Here is a 16,778-nt window from a genome sequence, read left to right as displayed (position 1 = left end):
TTTGCTTCCAGCATCGTTACTAAACGGTAGACACTACATACCCGAGATAGAAAAGCCTTGTACGGCAGATATTGCCGACATGTGAACTGATGTGGGGATGAGCCAACGCTATCCCTCTTACCTTAGGCCAGCTGAAGTTTGTTTGCATGTTCGAATGGAACTCTCTATTGTGATCGCGAGGACCCTCTGCTAGCCTGTCGAAGACGTTCGCAACAGGATCTAATCATGAAACGCTTTTTCGCTACTCTCGCTCTCTCATCCTCGCTGTGGCTCATCTCCTCTGCTTCCATGGCTCAGGTGACACAGACCCTGTATTCTGCTAATGATCCGGCTCGGTTCTCAGGCTGGTGCGTGGACAATGAATCACACAATGTGGCTGTTAAATTCATCGTACCCCTAACAAAAAACTATGATTTAACAGCTATAAAGGCGCCATTTGAAATAATCCCAAATGATCCCCCAACAAACATTTCGATGGACGTGTTTAAATGGACGGCCAATGGTACTCCGCCGTCGGACCCCACTGATCTAATTGCGCGCCTACCTATTAATGAAACGCTTCCGACGGCCGATCCAACTGCAGATCCAATACCACAACAAGTTGATTATTCCTTTTCCTCTGCAACTCCTGTTCACCTGGAAGCAGGTAAAGCTTACTGGATCCAATTCAACGTCACTTCACCATCATGCGTAGTGTCGGTGCTTGGAGGAAATGAGCAACCTACGGCCCATTTAGTTACAAGAGACGCCGAATACCAGAATTATTCCAATGTATGGACTGATCGCACATCTAACTTCTATACGCAGTTGGAGCTTATCGGCAACCTGACCCCCCCCACTTTACAAGACGATTCTAGGATTGTTTCGCGAGTAGCATCAACTGACATTGATGTCCTGACAAATGATCAAGTTGGTGTAGTTTTGGACACTACATTTCCACTCGTGCTATCAAATCCTTCGGCAGGTACTCTTTCATATGTGGGTAATCAGATCCAATTTAATCCAGCATCGACCTTCAGCGATCCCGTCACCTTCACTTATAAGGCATGTACGCCTGATGGTGCTTGCTCAACAGCACTAGTCACTCTGCAACCAGAGGCTGTAACTCCCAGCAATCCTGGCAATCCTGGCAACCCCACTCCTGTCCCAACCCTGAATCAATGGAGTTTGTTGGTACTTTCCTCTCTGTTGATCTGCCTCGCCTGCATGCGTCAACGCCGGAAGCCCTAATTTCGCGATTAACCCTCTTGGTTTACGATGGGAGTTCTCACACATCCTTCACCAAGAGGGCATATGAAATTCGAATCTTTTGAAGATGTAGAAAAATTTGCGGCGTACATCGAACGCGAAAAGGACTGCCTTCTCGGACTCGTAAAAGCGCAACAGCTAGTAATCTCTGCGCTAGTTCAAACTCACCACAATCACCATAACTTCCAGCTATACCTCAGTCGACTGCGTGATGCTGCGGAACTTGGCCAAATCGACATGCAAGCGACCGGAGTTGATGGGGATGTATATCGGCGGGCGATAGATATGTATGCGAGTCTGAACCAAGTGAATCCATCCATCGACCCCCTAGCCCAACTGAGGACAAAAGGGGACAACTAAAAAGCGCGCATCTTCATAACCCGCAGGTCCCCACTTCATCTTAGGCTCATGGCTGGCTCCAAAAGAAAAGCCAGCACTTGACTGGCCTTGGTATTCGTACCCCATCAGACAACCCTCATGGGCTGGGGTTGCTGTTCGCTTCTTCAAGCACTGGGAAGCTCTCAGTAGGAGATGCCACTCCCTCAAGCCACTCAGGCGCGGGCTGCGCTTGCTGCAGCTGGACATGAAAAAGCCCCGCACTTGGCGGGGCTCATGCTTTAAAGTTTTCAGGCCTTATCGGGCTCTGCAGTTCACTTGAACTTCCTGCGAGCAAAGCCCAGCATCAGCAGACCCAAACTGGCCAGAGCCAAAGGTCCGTCAACAGGCACTGCCTGGGGAGCGACCGCAGCAGGCGCAGTCACATTCAAAGTAACGTTAGCCGTATCGCATTGTGTAGCCAGTGCCGTGCTGCAGATTTGGTAGGTCAACGTATAAGCACCAGCTGCAGCTGTGGAGGCAATCTGAACATCACCGTTTGCCGAGATAGTGATGCCAGCAGGCCAAGTGCCTACGGGAGTCAACACCACGTTGCTAGTGGTTGCAGGACCTCCATCAAAGGTGTCATTGGCAAGGACATTGATCGCAGTAATTGTTCCACTGTTCGGGCGCGTAACGGCTGGAGGTGCATCATCAAGCGCCTCCACACCTATGGAATCGATATTCAAGGTCACAGTAGCCGTATCACACTGTGTCGCCTGCACCGTGCTGCAAATCTGGTAGTTCAAGGTGTAGGTCCCAGACACAGCGGTCGAGCCTACCAGCACATTGCCATCTGCCGACAAAGTGATACCGGTAGGCCAGGCGCCAACTGCCGTCAATGCAACATTACTAGGAGTGGCAGCTGCGGCGTCCACCGTATCGTTGGTCAACACATTAATCGCGGCAACCGTGCCGGATGTGGGGCGCGTCAGTGGAGGTGCGGTATCGTCTACAGCATCCACACCGATCAACTGCACGCCTCCGATTCCCTTGAACGCAAAAATGAACGTATTGGGGGTGCCATCCGTGGATGGGTCTCCCGCTTCATTCAGACTTGGCTTCCCCAACGAGTATGCTTGCGCTCCGAAAGAACCGAGAGCCGCAAGTGCATCGACCTGATTGCCTGCTACTCCATAGCCGATTACGAACTCAAACTTTGCTCCAGGTGCAATAGTTCCAAAGTTGAAGCGAAAGTGAGCACCATGATCCTCTGGACCACTGTCCACAACATCTTGGTTCACAACCAACTGGCCCGAATCTGGGTTTAGCGGATCGGCGTTGTGAAACCCGTTGTCGCTAGAAAAAACCAGTGCAGTGCTGTTGCCTCGTTGAATAGTGGTGTACTCATTGAATTGGGTGGGGTATACGTCCCAATCCATTGCGCGGCCGTACAAAGCCTCTGCCGGCGCGGCAGAGATGTTTTCAATGGTGACCTTTACTTCATAAATGTTGTTGGTCGCCGCCGAAGGTGCATATGCGTGAGTGACGCGGAAAACACCGAATGCATTCACAACTGAAGTAGCCGTGGTAGCTGTAGATGCAAAGGACTCTTGAGTGATCCCAGACGTGCCGACATCTGCCCCTGTGTACCCAGAAGTGCTAGAGACGGCGTCAGCAATCCCCCAAGCTTCACAAGCGCAGCCTGGGGTGAGACCGTCCTGACCATTGGCCAAGTAGGTGATACCGGTTAACGGCGACACATCCGAGGGCATCAAGGCGCCATCTGCACGCACCCCGATTCTGACTGTCCCATTGTCTATGTTTGCCTGAGCCAAGACCATGGCGGGAAGGCTTATCACCGCGCCTGCAAGAAGTGTGCGAAGTTTCATTTCACAAGTCTCATGAGTTAGAAAGTCAAGAAATTTGACAATTTGTATCATGACGAAAGCTTAGCTTTAATTCGCTCAACTACTCACTTGTGATAGTAAAACATGCTCTTACATTTAGTCGCTCGGGCAACCACTTTTCATTGACTACAAGCTTTTTGCGTACCTAATTGAAGGTACAGCCAAATACAGAAAAGCCTCGCCCTAAGCGAGGCTGAAGGCGCGGATCGACCTTGACAAAGCTAAGTAACGAGATCCTGGGAAGGCACAGTTCCTTGCTTCACATAGATCTCAAAAGGACCGACTGTTAGGCGGTCTCCTTGATAGAGCACCCGTCGCCTGATCCTTACACCGTTCATGAATGTTCCATTGGAACTCTGGTGATCTTCTACCACCAACACCCCGGAGCGTAATAAAAACGCCCCGTGGTCTCTGCTCACAGTGGGATCATCAAGGCAAATTTCGCTGTCCGTATAGCGCCCAAAGGTGGTGAAGCCCTCTTGAAGCGTGTACGAACGAAGCATCATTGACGCTTCATGGGACACAACAATTTCCGGCAACATCTGACACTCAATAGTCGATGCCCGCACGTCCATAGAGGGGCATCTAAAAACAGGAGCACAAATTATTAGTCAGTTGAGACTGCGAGACTTTTAACAATCTTCAATCCCAAAACGAAAAGAGCCCTCCGAAGTGGAGAGCTCTTATCGAGCATTTGCAGTCACCGCCGCCTCCACATAGGATATGCGACTCTGTGCTGTTGCTCAGTCAATGGGGTGACTGTAGCACATTACCAGGCTACACACAAGCATTAAACGTGTAGTTTCTCAGCGTCATTGCGCCAGCCTCAACCACGGCCTCCGCCTGCGTGTCGAAGAAACCTGTGCGCCAGAAGGTGCTGCCCTTTCGCACCTCGCACGAAGTCCTACCGTCAACTCCCAGAAACTGAACGCGCCAGCCTTCTCGCTCCAACGCATAGCGCAGCTGCGCGCCATTCACCGGACTTGCTGCAGTCTTTACATGCTCCTGGCTCCAGGCGTGAGCTAGTACATCGTCTGGCAGCCTGCGTACCTGCATGTATCCGTCTATCTGAATCTCCACCTTGCAATCCCGGCAGCGGCTGAACCAGCCCATGGTCCGGTTGTTCCAAACGCTCCGGTTTTCATGCAAGCAGTGGCCCAAGTAGCGCACATTCACCATGCGCTCAGCCTCGGACAATGCGCGGTCAGCTTTGTACTCGCCATCCATGTCATGCACCCCGGTTGATCAGCATCTGGCGCGCATCACGCAGCAGATCGGCCAGGCCTTGAAGGCTTGTGCCCAGCTTCTTGCTTGCACGGGCGGGGCTGGCTTCCCTGCTGCGCGGATCCAACACATAGCACCAGTTCAGGACGGCGCGGTGCTTCTCGGGCAGCTGTGCGACGGCCTTGGCCAACTTCGCAGCGTCCATTGGGTCCATCAGCTCGGGCCCAATATCACCAGGCTGACGCAACTGCGGTTCACGCGGCATGCCTCGAAACATGGGGGATACGTCGCGGCGCATCGGGCCGTGGCACCACTTACCCCAGTTGGCCAGGCGCACATCCATTGGGCGGTGCTGGGGGAGGACCTGTGTGAAATCCACATAGCCCCGGGCACTGCGGCGCGCTGGGGTAGATAGTGCTGCTGTCTCTGCAAAGTTCATTCGGGCTCCGTTTCGGTTATTGGGGATGGGTAGCGCCAGCTGGTCGCTGGCTCAGGGCGTTCATGGCAAGGGTTGACGCCGTCCGGCATTCGTCCTCAGACCCCAGGTGGATGGGCACCCAGTCAGAACAGGCGTTTTCGACGTAGGCCCGGCGGTTGCACTTGAGCATGGCCTCCACTGGCTCTACGTGCAGCGCCGATTGGGTTTGGCTCCACAGGAGCACATGCGTTGCATCTGCTGGCTTAGTAGTCATCGGGATACCTCTTGTGCGCCCGTGGGGCACTGGTGGTGGTGTTGGTGTTGCTGGTGAGGGATTCGGTGGATTCAGACCAGCGCTGGTACTTGCCGTCGAAGTTCAGCGCCATGTCGCTCTGCCCCAGGTCCCGGCCCTTGATGGCGCCCAGGCCCTTGATGGATGACTCATCGATGTCGCCCTTCTTGTGGTCCCACAGCACCAGCACAATGTCGGCGTCCTCCTCGATGGCGCCGCACTCCTTCAGATCGGACAGCTGGGGCTTAGGGTTGGAGCGCTTTTCCACCTCCCGATTGAGCTGGGACAGCAGCGCGATGGTGATGCCCAGCTGGCCAGCCAGGCGCTTGAGGTTGCGGGTGATCTCTTCCAGCTGTACGCGGCGGTCCTTGCGCTCGTCAGTGGCAGCCATCAACTGCAGGTAGTCGATGACCACCAGCTTGATCTTGTGCTTGCGCACCAGCTTGCGAATCTTGGCGGAGATCTCTGCCAGGTTGACGCCTGGGCAGAACTCGAAATACAGCGGAAGATCTCGCATGCGCTCCATGGCGTCAGGCACTCGGCCATAGTCATCGGGGCTGAGCTTGCCCGTCTTGAGCAGGCGCAGTGGCACCCGGCCGAGGTTGGCCACCGTGCGGCGCATCAGCTCCTTCTCGCTCATCTCCATGCCCAAGAATGCGGAGGGATAGCCCCGCTCCGCCTGGTTGAGCGCCAGCTGCTGGGCAAAAGATGACTTGCCCACGCTTGGCCGCGCAGCGATGACGATTAACTGCCCGTCATACGTGCCGCCGGCGAGGATGTAATCCAGCTTCGTAATGCCCGTCTCGCGCCCCAGCACGGCCTTGCCGTCGGCCAGGTCCTCCAGCTCGTCAAGGAATGGGATAGCCAACTCGCCCACAGACTTAGCCTCAGAGGTCATACGCTCATCAGCAATGGCATCAAACAGCTTCACAGCCTGGCCTGAGATCTCCTCAGCTGAGAGCGATTTATCCTTGAGCAGCTCACCCACCTTTGCCGAGGCGTCTGCCACGCGGCGCAGCCGGTGAAGGTTCGCCACAATGCGGGCGTGGTGGGTGACCATCCGCACCGAAGCAAAGGAGCTTGTCAGGTTGTTGAGGTAGCTGGGCAGGCCAGCGGCGTAAGCGTCATCAACCTTGCCCTGCAGGTCCTGAAGCACCACCACCGGGTCCACGTCACGGCCTGCCAGAACCAGTCCTTCCACAGCGGTCCAAATGCTTTTGTGCAGTGGATGCGCAAAGCTGCTGGCCGACACATGCCCCGCTGCCATGTCAAAGGCCTCAGCGCCACCACTCAGCAGCGCGCCCAACACACTCTGCTCAGGGACTAGGGATGGATCGGCCCAAACCGCAACAGCGGGGGCGGGAAATTGCGAATCGAAATCCTGCATATCAAAGCCACTTCTCGCGTTCATCGGTTCTCCTTGCGGTGGCTTTCCCATGCGCAGATGTGCATCTCTGCGCCGTCACGAAGGCGGTCGAACGCCCGGGGGCCCAAGACTGGCTTCACATCCTTGGCGTGCAGGTTGGACAGGACCACGGTCGGCCGGCCCAGCTTGTATCGGCGGTCGATGACATCAAGGATTTGCGTGCGCTCAGCCTCTTTGTCGAAGCCCACGCCCACCTCATCGAGCACCAGCAGGCCAATCTCGCCCAGACGGTCAATCACCTCGCTCTCGGTTTCGGCGTCTTCGTCACGATTGCGCCCCCAGGTAGCGCGCAGCAACCGCACAATCTCCCGGGCGCTGTAGATCGCAGCAGGGATGCCGCGTTCACGGATGAGGTGGCTCACGATTGCGCTGCCAAGGTGCGTCTTGCCGGTGCCAGGCGGCCCGATAAGCCACAGATTGCGGCCACCATCCAGATCCACGGATTCGGCAAAGGCCTTGCATGCGGTAAGCACAGCAGCCTGAGCGGGTGTCCTTGCCTCGTAGCTTTCGAACGATGCGCGCAGCATGCGCCCCTCCATGCCGCTGCTGTCGAGCAGTTGCGCCAGCACCTGGCCAGCCTCTGCAGCTTTTTCCCGCTGGCGGTCTTGCGCCTCTTGCGCCTGAATCTCCGCCTCGACGCATCCCCAGCAGCGAGTCCAGCGGCCTGTCTCAGCGTTCACGCGGGCGCTGTAGTCGCCATGAATGGGGCAGTTTTCTTTTCGTGTATCGGTCATGCCCAGCTCTCCGCACCTTCGTAGTAACTCGCGTCAAAGTTTTCAGGGCCGCCACTCGCAGTGGATGGGCCTTCCTTTTGGTCTTCAGCGCCTTCCCAGCGCCTTTGGTTCAGATAGACCAAGGGGGCCGGGATGAACTCACCGCCCTGCTTTGTCCAACCCGTATCGACCTTATGCCGCTCAACGTGGGCAACGATCTCGTCAGCCTGGTTTTCAAATCCCTTCGCCTTCCAGACCTCCAGGCATTTGCCCTTGGCCTCTTTGCGCCTGGAGCTGGGCCAAGCAGCCCAGAACCTGCAGAATCCTTCCGGCAGCGGGACGGGGGGTTTACCCCCCATAAGGTCTTTTGGAGACGGAGACGGAGACGGAGACGGAGACGGAGACGGAGACGGAGACGGAGACGGAGACGGGGCAGAGCCAGATTGCGCTAGTGGGATGCCATTAGCAGGGTCTGGCAGTGCTAAAGGAGTGCCAGTAGCACTATCTGGCAGTGCATCTGGCTTGCCGGTAGCAGTGCCCATAGCTGGATCTGGCAGCGCATTAGCATCCTTGCGTGGTGCGCCGCCTGTGTCTTGGCGTGCCTGGTCTAAGCGCGCTGCATATTCGGGCATCATCCTGGCGGCCTCGGGGCGGCCATGCTGCTTGCACAGTGCTGCCCATGTAGCTTTCTCTGAGCGCTTTTCGGCGCCAGCGGCCCAAGGGTTATGGTCTGCCCAATCGTGGAAGCGGTATGCGCCCTCCTCACCGTCAAGGAAGCGCACATCTGTCAGAGCGCCAATAAATGCACCCTCCGTACCCAACCAGTCGGCCGAGATCTCTAAGTCCTCGGCACTCATGCCAGCCAGGTCGCCGTCAGGCCGATTGGAGGCCGTCCACAGGATCAGGCAAAGCAAGTTGTAGCCAGCTGCCTGGCCCAGCCGGCGTATCAGCTTCTTGGTCTTGGGGTGATGCGGCAGGCCTGTCGATATTCGAGCGTCGGTGACCATATTTACTCCCGGCCCTCCAGCGCCTGACGCTTGGCAGCACGGATTGCACGAATCAGCGCGTCCACGTTGGTGACCGCGACGAAAACATTGCTGGAGGCACTCTGGAGGTCAGAGGGCTCCTGAGTGATGACGATTTGGCCGTCTTGGGCCAATGAGACTTGAATCTCGTCTTGTTGCTGTATTGCTATTGCCATGTGTCCACCACAAAAATGAAGGAACACCACAGATAGAAGGCCAGCGGCCGGCAGGTGGTGGATCTGCTGTGCGGGAGCTACCCTGGCCGCTGGCATAACCTTTAGCTTTCGAGGCCTGCAGCGCGGCAGATATTGCGGCGCAAGCGCAGCAGCAGCTCGACCTCTGCCATGATCTGGGCCGACATTTCCTCGGCTTCGCGGGGGCTGATCGACAGGTCATCAGTGACCTTCATCCCCAGCGCTGTCAGCGATCCGCCCTCGACGTTCAGCTGCAGCAGCTTTTGCCTGATGGCGCTGACCTCGCAGGCCCAGCCACCCTCTGGAGCTGGCGGCAGCTCCATGGAGACCATGCCGAAACGATGGCTCAGGGCCTTGAGCCAGTCCAAAGGTTTGGAGCCAGTCTTTTCTTGCATCCACTCGGTCAGAAGCTCCAGCATTTCCAAATTGACAAATTCGCCATCGATCCCACGCAGACGGGCGCGCAGGGTCTCGGGATGGATCGAACGACCACGGCGCTCGGTAAGGAAGCGGGCCGCGTCCACAACGCCGCCAGAGGTGCTGCGGACCGTGTTGTAGACAACATCGCGCCAGTCGGTTTGAGAGAGGTGGCAAGTCATTTTTCTATCCCTTGAAAGTGAGTTCATTTCAGGCTGGCGCGCCTGGCTTTGATTTCAGATACTGGCTGCATGAAAACGCAAAACACCTCCGCCACCGTCCGCCGCCAACCCTTGCTTGGTAAGCAGATACACAGCAGCACCCAAACCCGAGTTGCCCAGAACGTCGATGCAGACGGGCGCACCACTCGCACACTCCAAACCTCATGCTTAGAGGTCAATTGGATAAGCGGCGAGGCAGTCATTCGGTTCACTGGTAGCGCGGTGACTTTGGCGAAGGCTGGGGCCTAAGCAGTGGCTGGCTCGGCAAGCTCCGGCCAGATCACGCGCCAATCGTGAGGACGGAGTTCATGTCGAGTTACTGCACCACCTGATAGAGCTTCAAGCTTCGTGCAATGACGAATGGGCACCGGCTTCGCGCCCTTCGCCCACTGATTCACAGTCGGAGCGCTCACACTCAGATGACGCGCAATTGCAGCTTGACTGCCAACAACTTGGGCAATCTTCACCACAGCTTCGGATGCATTGTAATTAGCCATAGCCTCATCATAAGGCATCACCTAATCACAATCAAGAGGAATTGCCTAACCGGCTACAACAAAGGAAGATTAGGCAATGCTTACTGGCGAAAAATTAGGCGCCGCCATCGACGCGGCCATCAAGAAAAAAGGCATCACCAAGAAGGATCTTGCGGATGCGTTTGGGGTGCGCCCCCCTTCAGTGCAAGACTGGATAAAGCGGGGGACGATTTCCAAGGAGAAGCTTCCGCTTCTCTGGTCGTACTTTTCCGATGTTGTGGGACCTGAACATTGGGGGCTTGACAAGGGGATGCCTATTCCTAGCCCAGCGCCTCTCTCCACCCTTAGTGGAGCGGCGGCGTTAGGTGCAGCGCAACATGTCCTAAAGGCTTGGGACAAGAATTTGACGGCTGCACCATCTCCAAAAGTGCAGCGTTTGTACCCCTTGATCTCTTCAGTCCAAGCAGGCAACTGGTCTGAGATTGCCGATAATTTTCAGCCGGGGGATGCAGAAGAATGGTTGCCCGGTCTACAGGATTTGGGGCCGCAAGGTTTTGTCTTGCGAGTCTCTGGAGACTCTATGACCAATCCTGATGGCGGCAAAGAAAACTTCCCAGATGGGATGCTGGTTCACATCATGCCGGGGGCGGACGCCTACCCAGGTGATTTCGTCGTTGCTAAAAGAACGGGTGAGAATTCGGCCACCTTCAAGAAGCTTGTCAATGTAGAAGGTGAGCCATACCTGTTTGCTTTGAATCCGCAGTGGCCAGCACCGTACATCAAACTGGAACCAGGCGACAGGATCATCGGGAAGCTCCGGGCAGCCAGCTGGCGCTTTTGATTCCACCCCCACCACAATGCCCCGCTGATATGCGGGGTTTTTTTTGCCTTGACGATAAGGCAATGCCATGCGGATATAAGGCTTCGCCTATTGACAATGATTAGGCTATGCCTTACATTGCAGTCTATCGCAGCGACGAACGCAAAACGACCCCGGCAAGCGATACGAAGCCGGTAAGCCCGACAGGACGCAGAGGGCGGGTCTAGCTCCAAAGGGAGCGCAGCAGCAGTTGCACCAGGCGATGGGTGCCAGTGATCGAGCGAGCCCCCTCCCGGTCTTTAAAAAGTCAGCCTAGCCGATGTTGCTCCCCGCCTGTTTGGGGTTCGTCCGGCTCAATGCATCTGCGGGCATGGCCGCAGCTCTGTGCGGTGCCCAGCCGTAACCCTGCAAGGTTGAATTTGGTGAGGTACGGCGGGATGCCAAGACAAGAAAGATCCCAATGCGCGAAAGCGCCCCCTGCCCTCTCCGGAGGGCGAAAAACAAAACACTCCCCCCCCCCCTACGAGTGTTTTGCTTTTCAAGGAGCACGCATGAAAACCAAGACCATTGCAGCTATCGCCCTGGTGGCTGCTCTCGCCGGCTGCAGCAGTGATGCCGATGTGGCATCTCGCAACCTCTCGCAGGCCGCAGATAACTTCGAGGTGAACCGTCGGGTGGTGTTCTACAACGGCATCACCGGCGAGTACATGCTCAGCATCGAGGGCCTGTGCAGCAAGGGCAACGGGGACAGTCGCAGCATGGTGACCATCACATGCAAAACAGCACCTGGTGTCTTCAAGAAGCACTACCTCGGACTATCTGACAACATCACCTACTTCATGGAGCAGCTGGAGCCTTTGCCGGCCGGGACCAGCCACTACGTCGTCAACTTCAAGCCGGCGGCGATCCTTCCAGATATTCGCCTGCGCCAGTGATTGATCCCCCACTACTCCCTCTGCAGGGGCCGCCAGGGGCAAATGGCGGCGCAACACGACCGCATCGTCTGCGGTGCAGAAACTGACGAGTCCGGAGCAGGATATTGATCCCCGCACGCCCGGCCAGAGGGGCCCTCTATACCCCCCAGCCTCTGCCCTTAAACCCCCCAGGCAGAGCCTAAACCCCCCAGCCCGCCACCTGAGCGGGCATTTCCATTTCTGGAGCCCAACATGGCTGAAAACAACTCTTCCGCTCCCTTCCGCTGCGGCAGCTGCGGCGCCCCCGTAGAACGCGAACCACAGCCAGGCGAAGGCCTGCCCTGCGGCCACTGATAACCCCGCCCACCTGGGCACTGACAACGGAACCGCTATGGCCGAAAAAATCACCCTCACATATCGCCTCTTCAACATGCGTCGCTGGGCCGGCGCCAGCTGGTCCAAAGCTGCTGCCTGGGCCCTCGGCCTGGTGTGGCGCAACGCGCGCAACGACCGCCGCGCCCGCCTCGACCACCGCGCAGAAGTCGAACGCGCTGCCCGCCAACGCCTGTAAGGACACCATGAACGATAACCAAGAATTCCGCGCCCTCTTCTCGCTTCCTCCAATCGCGCTCAGCGCCAGCACAGCGCTGGCCACCGTGCAGACGCCGGCGCCAAAGAATGAAACTGGCGACCGCGAGCTCGATGCGGTGCTGTGGCTGCGCGAATGCATCCAGACCGCACACCCTGCGCTGATCGCCGCCGCGCTGGAGGCGTTCAAGAAGATCAACACACCGGCCAAGGACCTTGAGCGTCGCTACAGCGACTACCTGATGCGCGCAAGCGGCGGCAACCCTTTGGCAGCTGCACTCGGTGGCTTCGACTTTGCCAACCTGGAAGGCTTAGTCCAATCGTCCGTCAAGAAAAAGGCCCAACAGGATGAGGCAATCGCTCGCTTTGGGAGTGAGAAGGCGCTGTTTGAGTTGACCCCAGCGGAGACGCTCTGCAAAAAGGCCCTGCGGGGACTCAAGCGCGACAAGGACTGGTGCGAGTACAACCCAGAGGAAGCGGCAGCCCGCTTTGCCAAGCGCCCAGAGCTTGTGCCGCAAACGCTTGCCGACTGTCTCTATGAGCAGGACTACTGGGACTCGCTTTACTGGCTGCGGAATGTCTTTTCGATCTATACCAGTGACGCCGATCCTGCCGGCCGCGCCCACGATGATTACTGCTTCGCAATGCTGGCCAAGATCCCGCCTCGCTCCAAGGAAGAAGCTCTGCAGGTGTACCAGCACTTGGAAGACAAAGACGGGATGGACCGCAACGAGACCCCGGACATTCTGCGCAGCTTGATCGCCGGCGGATGGCCTGCAGAGGACACCAAATGAAATCGGTTTGGCATTACACCACCGCGACGAACGCCGGTTTGATCTTGGCCTGCGGCGAGATCCTACCAGCAAGTGCCAATGTGCCAGCGCGTGAGAAGCCAGCTGTCTGGTTCTCGCGCAATCAGCACTGTGAGCCCACTGCTCTGAAGGCCGTCCAAACCAGTGCCGGATTGCGGACCCTCACGATGGAAGAGCAGTCAAAGTTAGGCGGCCTGGTACGAATTGGAGTGCCTGAGAACGATCCACGATTGATCCCCTGGCATGCCGTTCAAAAAGCCCTGCGCATGAGCCCGAAGATGCAGCGCGCTCTTGAGCAAGCAGGACGCTTGCAAGGCGCCAATCCTCAAGAGTGGTTCGTGATACCGGGGCCCGTTCCCACCATTCGTTTGCGCGTAGAACGCTGGGGCCCAGAGCATGGATGGAGTGAGTGGTGGATGTAACGACTAACCGACTATTTGTCGGCCTGTGATGGAGTGTCAGGTTGGCTTTGCGAACTCAGGGACGCTTTTTCAGCTGCCTTAAATTTCTTGGCCCACCCTGGCCCGAAGACCTCGTTGGCCTTCTCCACAACCCGACGCAAACCATCTGCGTATTCATCCATGAGCGGAGCGACTACCAGCATAGTGTTATCAGACTCCTTCGACTTTAGAACCGCTTCCGCCATCTTTTTCATCGCTCCAGCCATTGGTTCAACCATATCCGGCCGGTCCAGATGCAGAGACATGAAACTCGACAGCATACGCAAAGTAGCCATATTGCTCTTAGCTAACTCGATAGTTTGGTCATCTCGGAAGGAGCGTGACAGACGTTCTATCAATTCCGCATTGAAACTCCGTCCAGCTCTATCCGCTGCCTCGTGTATCTCCTTGTGGAGGTCCGGGGGAACCCGCAGTGCGGTCCGAATGTAGTCGTCTTGTGCCATTCCCCAATTCTACGCGACGGCTTCAAAATGGTGTTGACACCAAAATGAAGCCGAACTACATTACAAACCAGCTTCAAAATGAAGCCGATCAGGAGTGATCAATGCAAGCTCAACAGGATCAAGTCACCTTCACTCTGAGAGTGCCACCGGCGCTGCAGGCGGCTGCAAAGGCCCACGCAAAGCAAGAGCACATCAGCTTGAACAGTCTGATCGTTCGTCTACTGGAGCGCGAAGTCGCGCAGAAAGGAACCCCGCAATGAGCAATATCGTCAAGATCAACGACACGGACCTGCAGGTGATCGTGTACCAGGGCCAGCGCGTGGCCACACTCGCACAGATTGATGAGGTGCATGCGCGCCCGGAGGGGACAGCACGCCGCACGTTCAACGAGCATAAACACCGCCTCGTTGAAGGCGAAGACTACTTCGAGCTCGACCAGCCGGACGTAATACGTACGCTTGGGATCGAGCGCCCTCAAGGTGGCACGCCTGGCAAAGTGATCCTCATCAGCGAACAGGGCTACACCATGCTGGTCAAGCCCTTCACGGACGACCTGGCTTGGCAGGTTCAACGCCAGGTGGTCACCGGCTACTTCCGCGCCAAAGAAATGGCAGCCCCCTCGAAGCCTGCCCGCATTCGCGGCCGCACCGCCCTGGAGCAGGTGAAGCTCATCAACTTCGTAGGCGATGCCATCAAGAACGTACCGGGCATCCGTCTGGGCCGACTGGCAGCCGCGAAGCTAAAGGCGTTCTCCGAGCAGACGGGCCTGGATTTCAGCGACTTTCGTCGCGCCCTCCCCGCACTGCCGCTGGATCAAATGGTTCACTTGAACCCTACCCAGATCGGACAGCGTATTGCGGAGCAGACAGGCCGAGGCAAGATCAGCCCGCAAGCAGTGAATAAGGTGCTGCTGGCGCTGGGTCTGCAGCGCAAGGTAGAAGACGGCTATGTTCTGACCGAGGCCGGCACCAAATATGGCGAGATCCACGACTACAAAGCCGAGAACGATCATTCCGGCCTGCAGATCGACTGGTATGAGTCTGTCGTCAACGTGGTGCGCGACAACCTGCCCGCCGAAACAACCAAGCGCAAGACCTCCAGCCGCGCTGCACCCGGGGGCCCGCAAGGCTCTGCAGCATGACCCACAAAGGCGAAGTCCAAGAGCCATCTCACCTGCTCTTGGACTTCTAGATCAAAAAACCTTACCTCGGAGTTCAGATCATGAACGCAATTATCGCGCCTCCAACGTCGGAGGCCAAGCGGAGCCCTGCGCGCCAACAGGCTAAGCACAGCGATCCAGTGCGAGCGCGCCCAACTGAGGCCGAGCGCCTGCAGACGGAAGCTCTGCAGATCCTCCACTACCTCTGCACGGAGCTGGCCCAGGCAGAACTGAAGGACATGCCACATGCCCGGGCCGAGGCAATAGAGTGCGATACGGTGCTGTTCAACCTGCTGAACCCCAAGGAGTCGGACAGCCCTCAAATCGGCACCTTGGAAAGCCTGGTGATGCTGCGTCAGTGCGTGCAAAACACCTTCGCATGTCTTGAAGCGGTGTCTGGCCCAACTGTTCCCGTGGCTATCGCCTCAGCCGCACTGCTGGAGCATATCGACCAATATGCAGAGCGGCTGCACGCAGCGATTGCAGGCCTGCCAGGCACCCTGGAAGATCTCCGCGCCTTGACCACCTTTGCGGGCATCAAGACCTTCCGCGACCGGCCGACACCGCCGATCCGGCGTGTAGAACCTGTCGATCATCCAAAGTCCGTGCCTGCTGCCCAAGCCGGCCGCGCAGGGCAAATGCTTGCTTTGCAATGCACCTGGGATATTGAGGGCGTCGCTGAAGAGATCGCAAAAATCGCAGACCGGATAGACGACTACGGCGCCTTAACTGCTGAAGCGCTGCTTCGGTGCTATGCCCTCCGCATCCTTGTACTTAATGGCCAGTTGATGTCATTTCTGGGCGGGGACAACACCACCATGGGTGATATGCACTGGAAGATCTTTCGCGGCACTCGCCCCCTCGAAGGAGGCCAATGATGAACGCTGTACTTGAAAAGCAACCTTCCAAGGCCCAGGGCCGTAAAGCGAAACCGGCGACTCCGACCCACGCGCCAGCCACCTTTGTTTCGGAACAGTCTGCATTGTTTGCACAAGTGGGAGACTTCTTGACGCTGGCCAGTGGAACCGATGAAGACCATGCGTTCAGCGGCGAGTCCGACCGGCTGCTATCCATCGGGGCAATGATCGCTTTGGACGCCGCAAAAGGTAAGTTCTCGAACACAAATGCTGAAAACACTGTCTACGACATTGCGGCATGCATAAATACTGCGCGGCTTGTACCTGACGACGACGAGTCTGTGGAGCGCACGCTGCATATCAACAATGCGGCGGAGCGCCTTGCAATCATTGCCGACACGCCTGTGCATCAAATGATCTTCACCGATGTGCCGCGCCCCACGCGTACACCTGCGCCAGCATCAGAAAGCAAGCACAAGCATTTCACCCAAGCCCAGCGCAATGAGCTGCACTGGCTGGCGTACGTATACATGGACTGCGCCAGCAGCGTTATCAGCCAGTATGCGGAGCACGCCAACTCCGGGGAGGTGTTCGCACTACGCGACCTGTTGGGCACATATTGCGAAAGCACTGACGAAGCTATTAAGGCCGCGGAGTCAGGTGATGGGCCGCTTGCTGACACCTCTGCCGACCTGAGCAAGATCATCAACCTGTTCCACGCGGTCAACCATGATGAACGCAGCGACCAGGTCTTGCATGGTGTCAACCACTTGCTGATGAGCGCAAAAAGAATCGTGGATGGTGACCTGGGGGTGCTTGATGAGTAGGCACTACAGCCCACCACC

At 57.1% G+C, this 16,778-nt stretch carries 21 protein-coding genes; 11 read left to right on the top strand and 10 right to left on the bottom strand.

What is annotated here, in order from left to right:
• Positions 1 to 225 precede the first annotated feature (225 nt).
• The gene (locus AB7A72_RS10555; RefSeq protein ID WP_369459888.1) at positions 226 to 1,230 is read left to right on the top strand and encodes an IPTL-CTERM sorting domain-containing protein; all 1,005 of its coding nucleotides are present in this window, start codon (positions 226 to 228) and stop codon (positions 1,228 to 1,230) included.
• 63 nt (positions 1,231 to 1,293) lie between these two features.
• Positions 1,294 to 1,608: a hypothetical protein gene (locus AB7A72_RS10550; RefSeq protein ID WP_369459887.1), complete on the top strand. Its 315-nt coding sequence runs from the start codon at positions 1,294 to 1,296 to the stop codon at positions 1,606 to 1,608.
• 290 nt (positions 1,609 to 1,898) lie between these two features.
• On the opposite strand, the gene AB7A72_RS10545 is transcribed toward AB7A72_RS10550, so the two are convergent.
• The 9 genes from AB7A72_RS10545 to AB7A72_RS10505 form a co-directional block, all read right to left on the bottom strand.
• Entirely contained in the window at positions 1,899 to 3,455 is a 1,557-nt protein-coding gene (locus AB7A72_RS10545; RefSeq protein ID WP_369459886.1) for an Ig-like domain-containing protein, read from the bottom strand.
• Between the two features lie 239 nt (positions 3,456 to 3,694).
• Positions 3,695 to 4,015 carry an FHA domain-containing protein gene (locus tag AB7A72_RS10540; RefSeq protein WP_369459885.1) on the bottom strand — a complete coding sequence of 107 codons (321 nt, stop codon included), beginning with the start codon at positions 4,013 to 4,015 and terminating at the stop codon, positions 3,695 to 3,697.
• Between the two features lie 235 nt (positions 4,016 to 4,250).
• Complete coding sequence (locus AB7A72_RS10535) at positions 4,251 to 4,700, bottom strand: hypothetical protein (protein WP_369459884.1); 450 nt, start codon at positions 4,698 to 4,700, stop codon at positions 4,251 to 4,253.
• 1 nt (position 4,701) lies between these two features.
• Complete coding sequence (locus tag AB7A72_RS10530; RefSeq protein ID WP_369459883.1) at positions 4,702 to 5,136, bottom strand: RNA polymerase sigma factor; 435 nt, start codon at positions 5,134 to 5,136, stop codon at positions 4,702 to 4,704.
• Between the two features lie 242 nt (positions 5,137 to 5,378).
• Entirely contained in the window at positions 5,379 to 6,818 is a 1,440-nt protein-coding gene (locus tag AB7A72_RS10525) for a replicative DNA helicase (RefSeq protein WP_369459882.1), read from the bottom strand.
• Complete coding sequence (locus AB7A72_RS10520) at positions 6,815 to 7,567, bottom strand: ATP-binding protein (protein ID WP_369459881.1); 753 nt, start codon at positions 7,565 to 7,567, stop codon at positions 6,815 to 6,817. Before AB7A72_RS10520 ends, AB7A72_RS10525 begins: the two co-directional genes overlap by 4 nt.
• Positions 7,568 to 8,555: 988 nt before the next feature.
• A complete protein-coding gene (locus AB7A72_RS10515) occupies positions 8,556 to 8,747 on the bottom strand; it encodes a hypothetical protein (protein ID WP_230772959.1) in 192 nt (63 codons plus the stop codon).
• Between the two features lie 101 nt (positions 8,748 to 8,848).
• Positions 8,849 to 9,364 (bottom strand): hypothetical protein, encoded by a 516-nt coding sequence (locus AB7A72_RS10510; RefSeq protein WP_230774341.1) that lies wholly within the window; start codon positions 9,362 to 9,364, stop codon positions 8,849 to 8,851.
• Between the two features lie 284 nt (positions 9,365 to 9,648).
• Positions 9,649 to 9,900 (bottom strand): transcriptional regulator, encoded by a 252-nt coding sequence (locus AB7A72_RS10505; protein WP_369459880.1) that lies wholly within the window; start codon positions 9,898 to 9,900, stop codon positions 9,649 to 9,651.
• 76 nt (positions 9,901 to 9,976) lie between these two features.
• Between AB7A72_RS10505 and AB7A72_RS10500 the strand changes: the two genes are divergently transcribed.
• The 5 genes from AB7A72_RS10500 to AB7A72_RS10480 all read left to right on the top strand — a co-directional run bounded on the left by AB7A72_RS10500 (position 9,977) and on the right by AB7A72_RS10480 (position 13,435).
• Positions 9,977 to 10,720 (top strand): LexA family transcriptional regulator, encoded by a 744-nt coding sequence (locus AB7A72_RS10500; RefSeq protein WP_369459879.1) that lies wholly within the window; start codon positions 9,977 to 9,979, stop codon positions 10,718 to 10,720.
• Positions 10,721 to 11,250: 530 nt separating this feature from the next.
• Positions 11,251 to 11,634 carry a beta-sandwich lipoprotein gene (locus AB7A72_RS10495; protein WP_369459878.1) on the top strand — a complete coding sequence of 128 codons (384 nt, stop codon included), beginning with the start codon at positions 11,251 to 11,253 and terminating at the stop codon, positions 11,632 to 11,634.
• Between the two features lie 370 nt (positions 11,635 to 12,004).
• The gene (locus AB7A72_RS10490) at positions 12,005 to 12,184 is read left to right on the top strand and encodes a hypothetical protein (RefSeq protein ID WP_369459877.1); all 180 of its coding nucleotides are present in this window, start codon (positions 12,005 to 12,007) and stop codon (positions 12,182 to 12,184) included.
• A gap of 7 nt (positions 12,185 to 12,191) precedes the next feature.
• Complete coding sequence (locus tag AB7A72_RS10485) at positions 12,192 to 12,995, top strand: hypothetical protein (protein ID WP_369459876.1); 804 nt, start codon at positions 12,192 to 12,194, stop codon at positions 12,993 to 12,995.
• The gene (locus AB7A72_RS10480; RefSeq protein ID WP_369459875.1) at positions 12,992 to 13,435 is read left to right on the top strand and encodes a hypothetical protein; all 444 of its coding nucleotides are present in this window, start codon (positions 12,992 to 12,994) and stop codon (positions 13,433 to 13,435) included. The genes AB7A72_RS10485 and AB7A72_RS10480 overlap by 4 nt, the downstream gene beginning before the upstream one ends.
• 11 nt (positions 13,436 to 13,446) lie before the next feature.
• Here AB7A72_RS10480 and AB7A72_RS10475 read toward each other — a convergent pair whose 3' ends face one another.
• The gene (locus tag AB7A72_RS10475; RefSeq protein WP_369459874.1) at positions 13,447 to 13,917 is read right to left on the bottom strand and encodes an Arc family DNA-binding protein; all 471 of its coding nucleotides are present in this window, start codon (positions 13,915 to 13,917) and stop codon (positions 13,447 to 13,449) included.
• Positions 13,918 to 14,018: 101 nt separating this feature from the next.
• Here AB7A72_RS10475 and AB7A72_RS10470 point away from each other — a divergent pair, with 101 nt between their 5' ends.
• The 4 genes from AB7A72_RS10470 to AB7A72_RS10455 all read left to right on the top strand — a co-directional run bounded on the left by AB7A72_RS10470 (position 14,019) and on the right by AB7A72_RS10455 (position 16,760).
• Entirely contained in the window at positions 14,019 to 14,177 is a 159-nt protein-coding gene (locus tag AB7A72_RS10470; protein WP_369459873.1) for a YlcI/YnfO family protein, read from the top strand.
• A complete protein-coding gene (locus AB7A72_RS10465) occupies positions 14,174 to 15,058 on the top strand; it encodes an ORF6N domain-containing protein (RefSeq protein WP_369459872.1) in 885 nt (294 codons plus the stop codon). The genes AB7A72_RS10470 and AB7A72_RS10465 overlap by 4 nt, the downstream gene beginning before the upstream one ends.
• Before the next feature lie 80 nt (positions 15,059 to 15,138).
• Positions 15,139 to 15,954, top strand: coding sequence for a hypothetical protein (locus AB7A72_RS10460; protein ID WP_369459871.1), 816 nt, complete (start codon positions 15,139 to 15,141; stop codon positions 15,952 to 15,954).
• Positions 15,954 to 16,760 (top strand): hypothetical protein, encoded by an 807-nt coding sequence (locus tag AB7A72_RS10455; RefSeq protein WP_369459870.1) that lies wholly within the window; start codon positions 15,954 to 15,956, stop codon positions 16,758 to 16,760. Before AB7A72_RS10460 ends, AB7A72_RS10455 begins: the two co-directional genes overlap by 1 nt.
• Positions 16,761 to 16,778: the final 18 nt, after the last annotated feature.

Origin of the sequence: Comamonas sediminis, assembly GCF_041107495.1 — a bacterium.
GTDB lineage: Bacteria > Pseudomonadota > Gammaproteobacteria > Burkholderiales > Burkholderiaceae_C > Comamonas > Comamonas sediminis.
Note: the sequence above shows the minus strand (reverse complement) of the source record. Positions and strands in the feature narration are given on the sequence as shown.

Excerpts from the sequence above, each read along its gene's own strand:
- AB7A72_RS10480 (WP_369459875.1), top strand. The coding sequence starts at position 12,992 with ATGAAATCGGTTTGGCATTACACCACCGCGACGAACGCCGGTTTGATC.
- AB7A72_RS10495 (WP_369459878.1), top strand. The coding sequence starts at position 11,251 with ATGAAAACCAAGACCATTGCAGCTATCGCCCTGGTGGCTGCTCTCGCC.
- AB7A72_RS10460 (WP_369459871.1), top strand. The coding sequence starts at position 15,139 with ATGAACGCAATTATCGCGCCTCCAACGTCGGAGGCCAAGCGGAGCCCT.
- AB7A72_RS10525 (WP_369459882.1), bottom strand. The coding sequence starts at position 6,818 with ATGAACGCGAGAAGTGGCTTTGATATGCAGGATTTCGATTCGCAATTT.
- AB7A72_RS10500 (WP_369459879.1), top strand. The coding sequence starts at position 9,977 with ATGCTTACTGGCGAAAAATTAGGCGCCGCCATCGACGCGGCCATCAAG.
- AB7A72_RS10455 (WP_369459870.1), top strand. The coding sequence starts at position 15,954 with ATGAACGCTGTACTTGAAAAGCAACCTTCCAAGGCCCAGGGCCGTAAA.
- AB7A72_RS10550 (WP_369459887.1), top strand. The coding sequence starts at position 1,294 with ATGAAATTCGAATCTTTTGAAGATGTAGAAAAATTTGCGGCGTACATC.
- AB7A72_RS10535 (WP_369459884.1), bottom strand. The coding sequence starts at position 4,700 with ATGGATGGCGAGTACAAAGCTGACCGCGCATTGTCCGAGGCTGAGCGC.
- AB7A72_RS10520 (WP_369459881.1), bottom strand. The coding sequence starts at position 7,567 with ATGACCGATACACGAAAAGAAAACTGCCCCATTCATGGCGACTACAGC.
- AB7A72_RS10490 (WP_369459877.1), top strand. The coding sequence starts at position 12,005 with ATGGCCGAAAAAATCACCCTCACATATCGCCTCTTCAACATGCGTCGC.
- AB7A72_RS10505 (WP_369459880.1), bottom strand. The coding sequence starts at position 9,900 with ATGGCTAATTACAATGCATCCGAAGCTGTGGTGAAGATTGCCCAAGTT.
- AB7A72_RS10470 (WP_369459873.1), top strand. The coding sequence starts at position 14,019 with ATGCAAGCTCAACAGGATCAAGTCACCTTCACTCTGAGAGTGCCACCG.
- AB7A72_RS10510 (WP_230774341.1), bottom strand. The coding sequence starts at position 9,364 with ATGACTTGCCACCTCTCTCAAACCGACTGGCGCGATGTTGTCTACAAC.
- AB7A72_RS10555 (WP_369459888.1), top strand. The coding sequence starts at position 226 with ATGAAACGCTTTTTCGCTACTCTCGCTCTCTCATCCTCGCTGTGGCTC.
- AB7A72_RS10530 (WP_369459883.1), bottom strand. The coding sequence starts at position 5,136 with ATGAACTTTGCAGAGACAGCAGCACTATCTACCCCAGCGCGCCGCAGT.
- AB7A72_RS10515 (WP_230772959.1), bottom strand. The coding sequence starts at position 8,747 with ATGGCAATAGCAATACAGCAACAAGACGAGATTCAAGTCTCATTGGCC.
- AB7A72_RS10465 (WP_369459872.1), top strand. The coding sequence starts at position 14,174 with ATGAGCAATATCGTCAAGATCAACGACACGGACCTGCAGGTGATCGTG.
- AB7A72_RS10540 (WP_369459885.1), bottom strand. The coding sequence starts at position 4,015 with ATGTTGCCGGAAATTGTTGTGTCCCATGAAGCGTCAATGATGCTTCGT.
- AB7A72_RS10545 (WP_369459886.1), bottom strand. The coding sequence starts at position 3,455 with ATGAAACTTCGCACACTTCTTGCAGGCGCGGTGATAAGCCTTCCCGCC.
- AB7A72_RS10475 (WP_369459874.1), bottom strand. The coding sequence starts at position 13,917 with ATGGCACAAGACGACTACATTCGGACCGCACTGCGGGTTCCCCCGGAC.
- AB7A72_RS10485 (WP_369459876.1), top strand. The coding sequence starts at position 12,192 with ATGAACGATAACCAAGAATTCCGCGCCCTCTTCTCGCTTCCTCCAATC.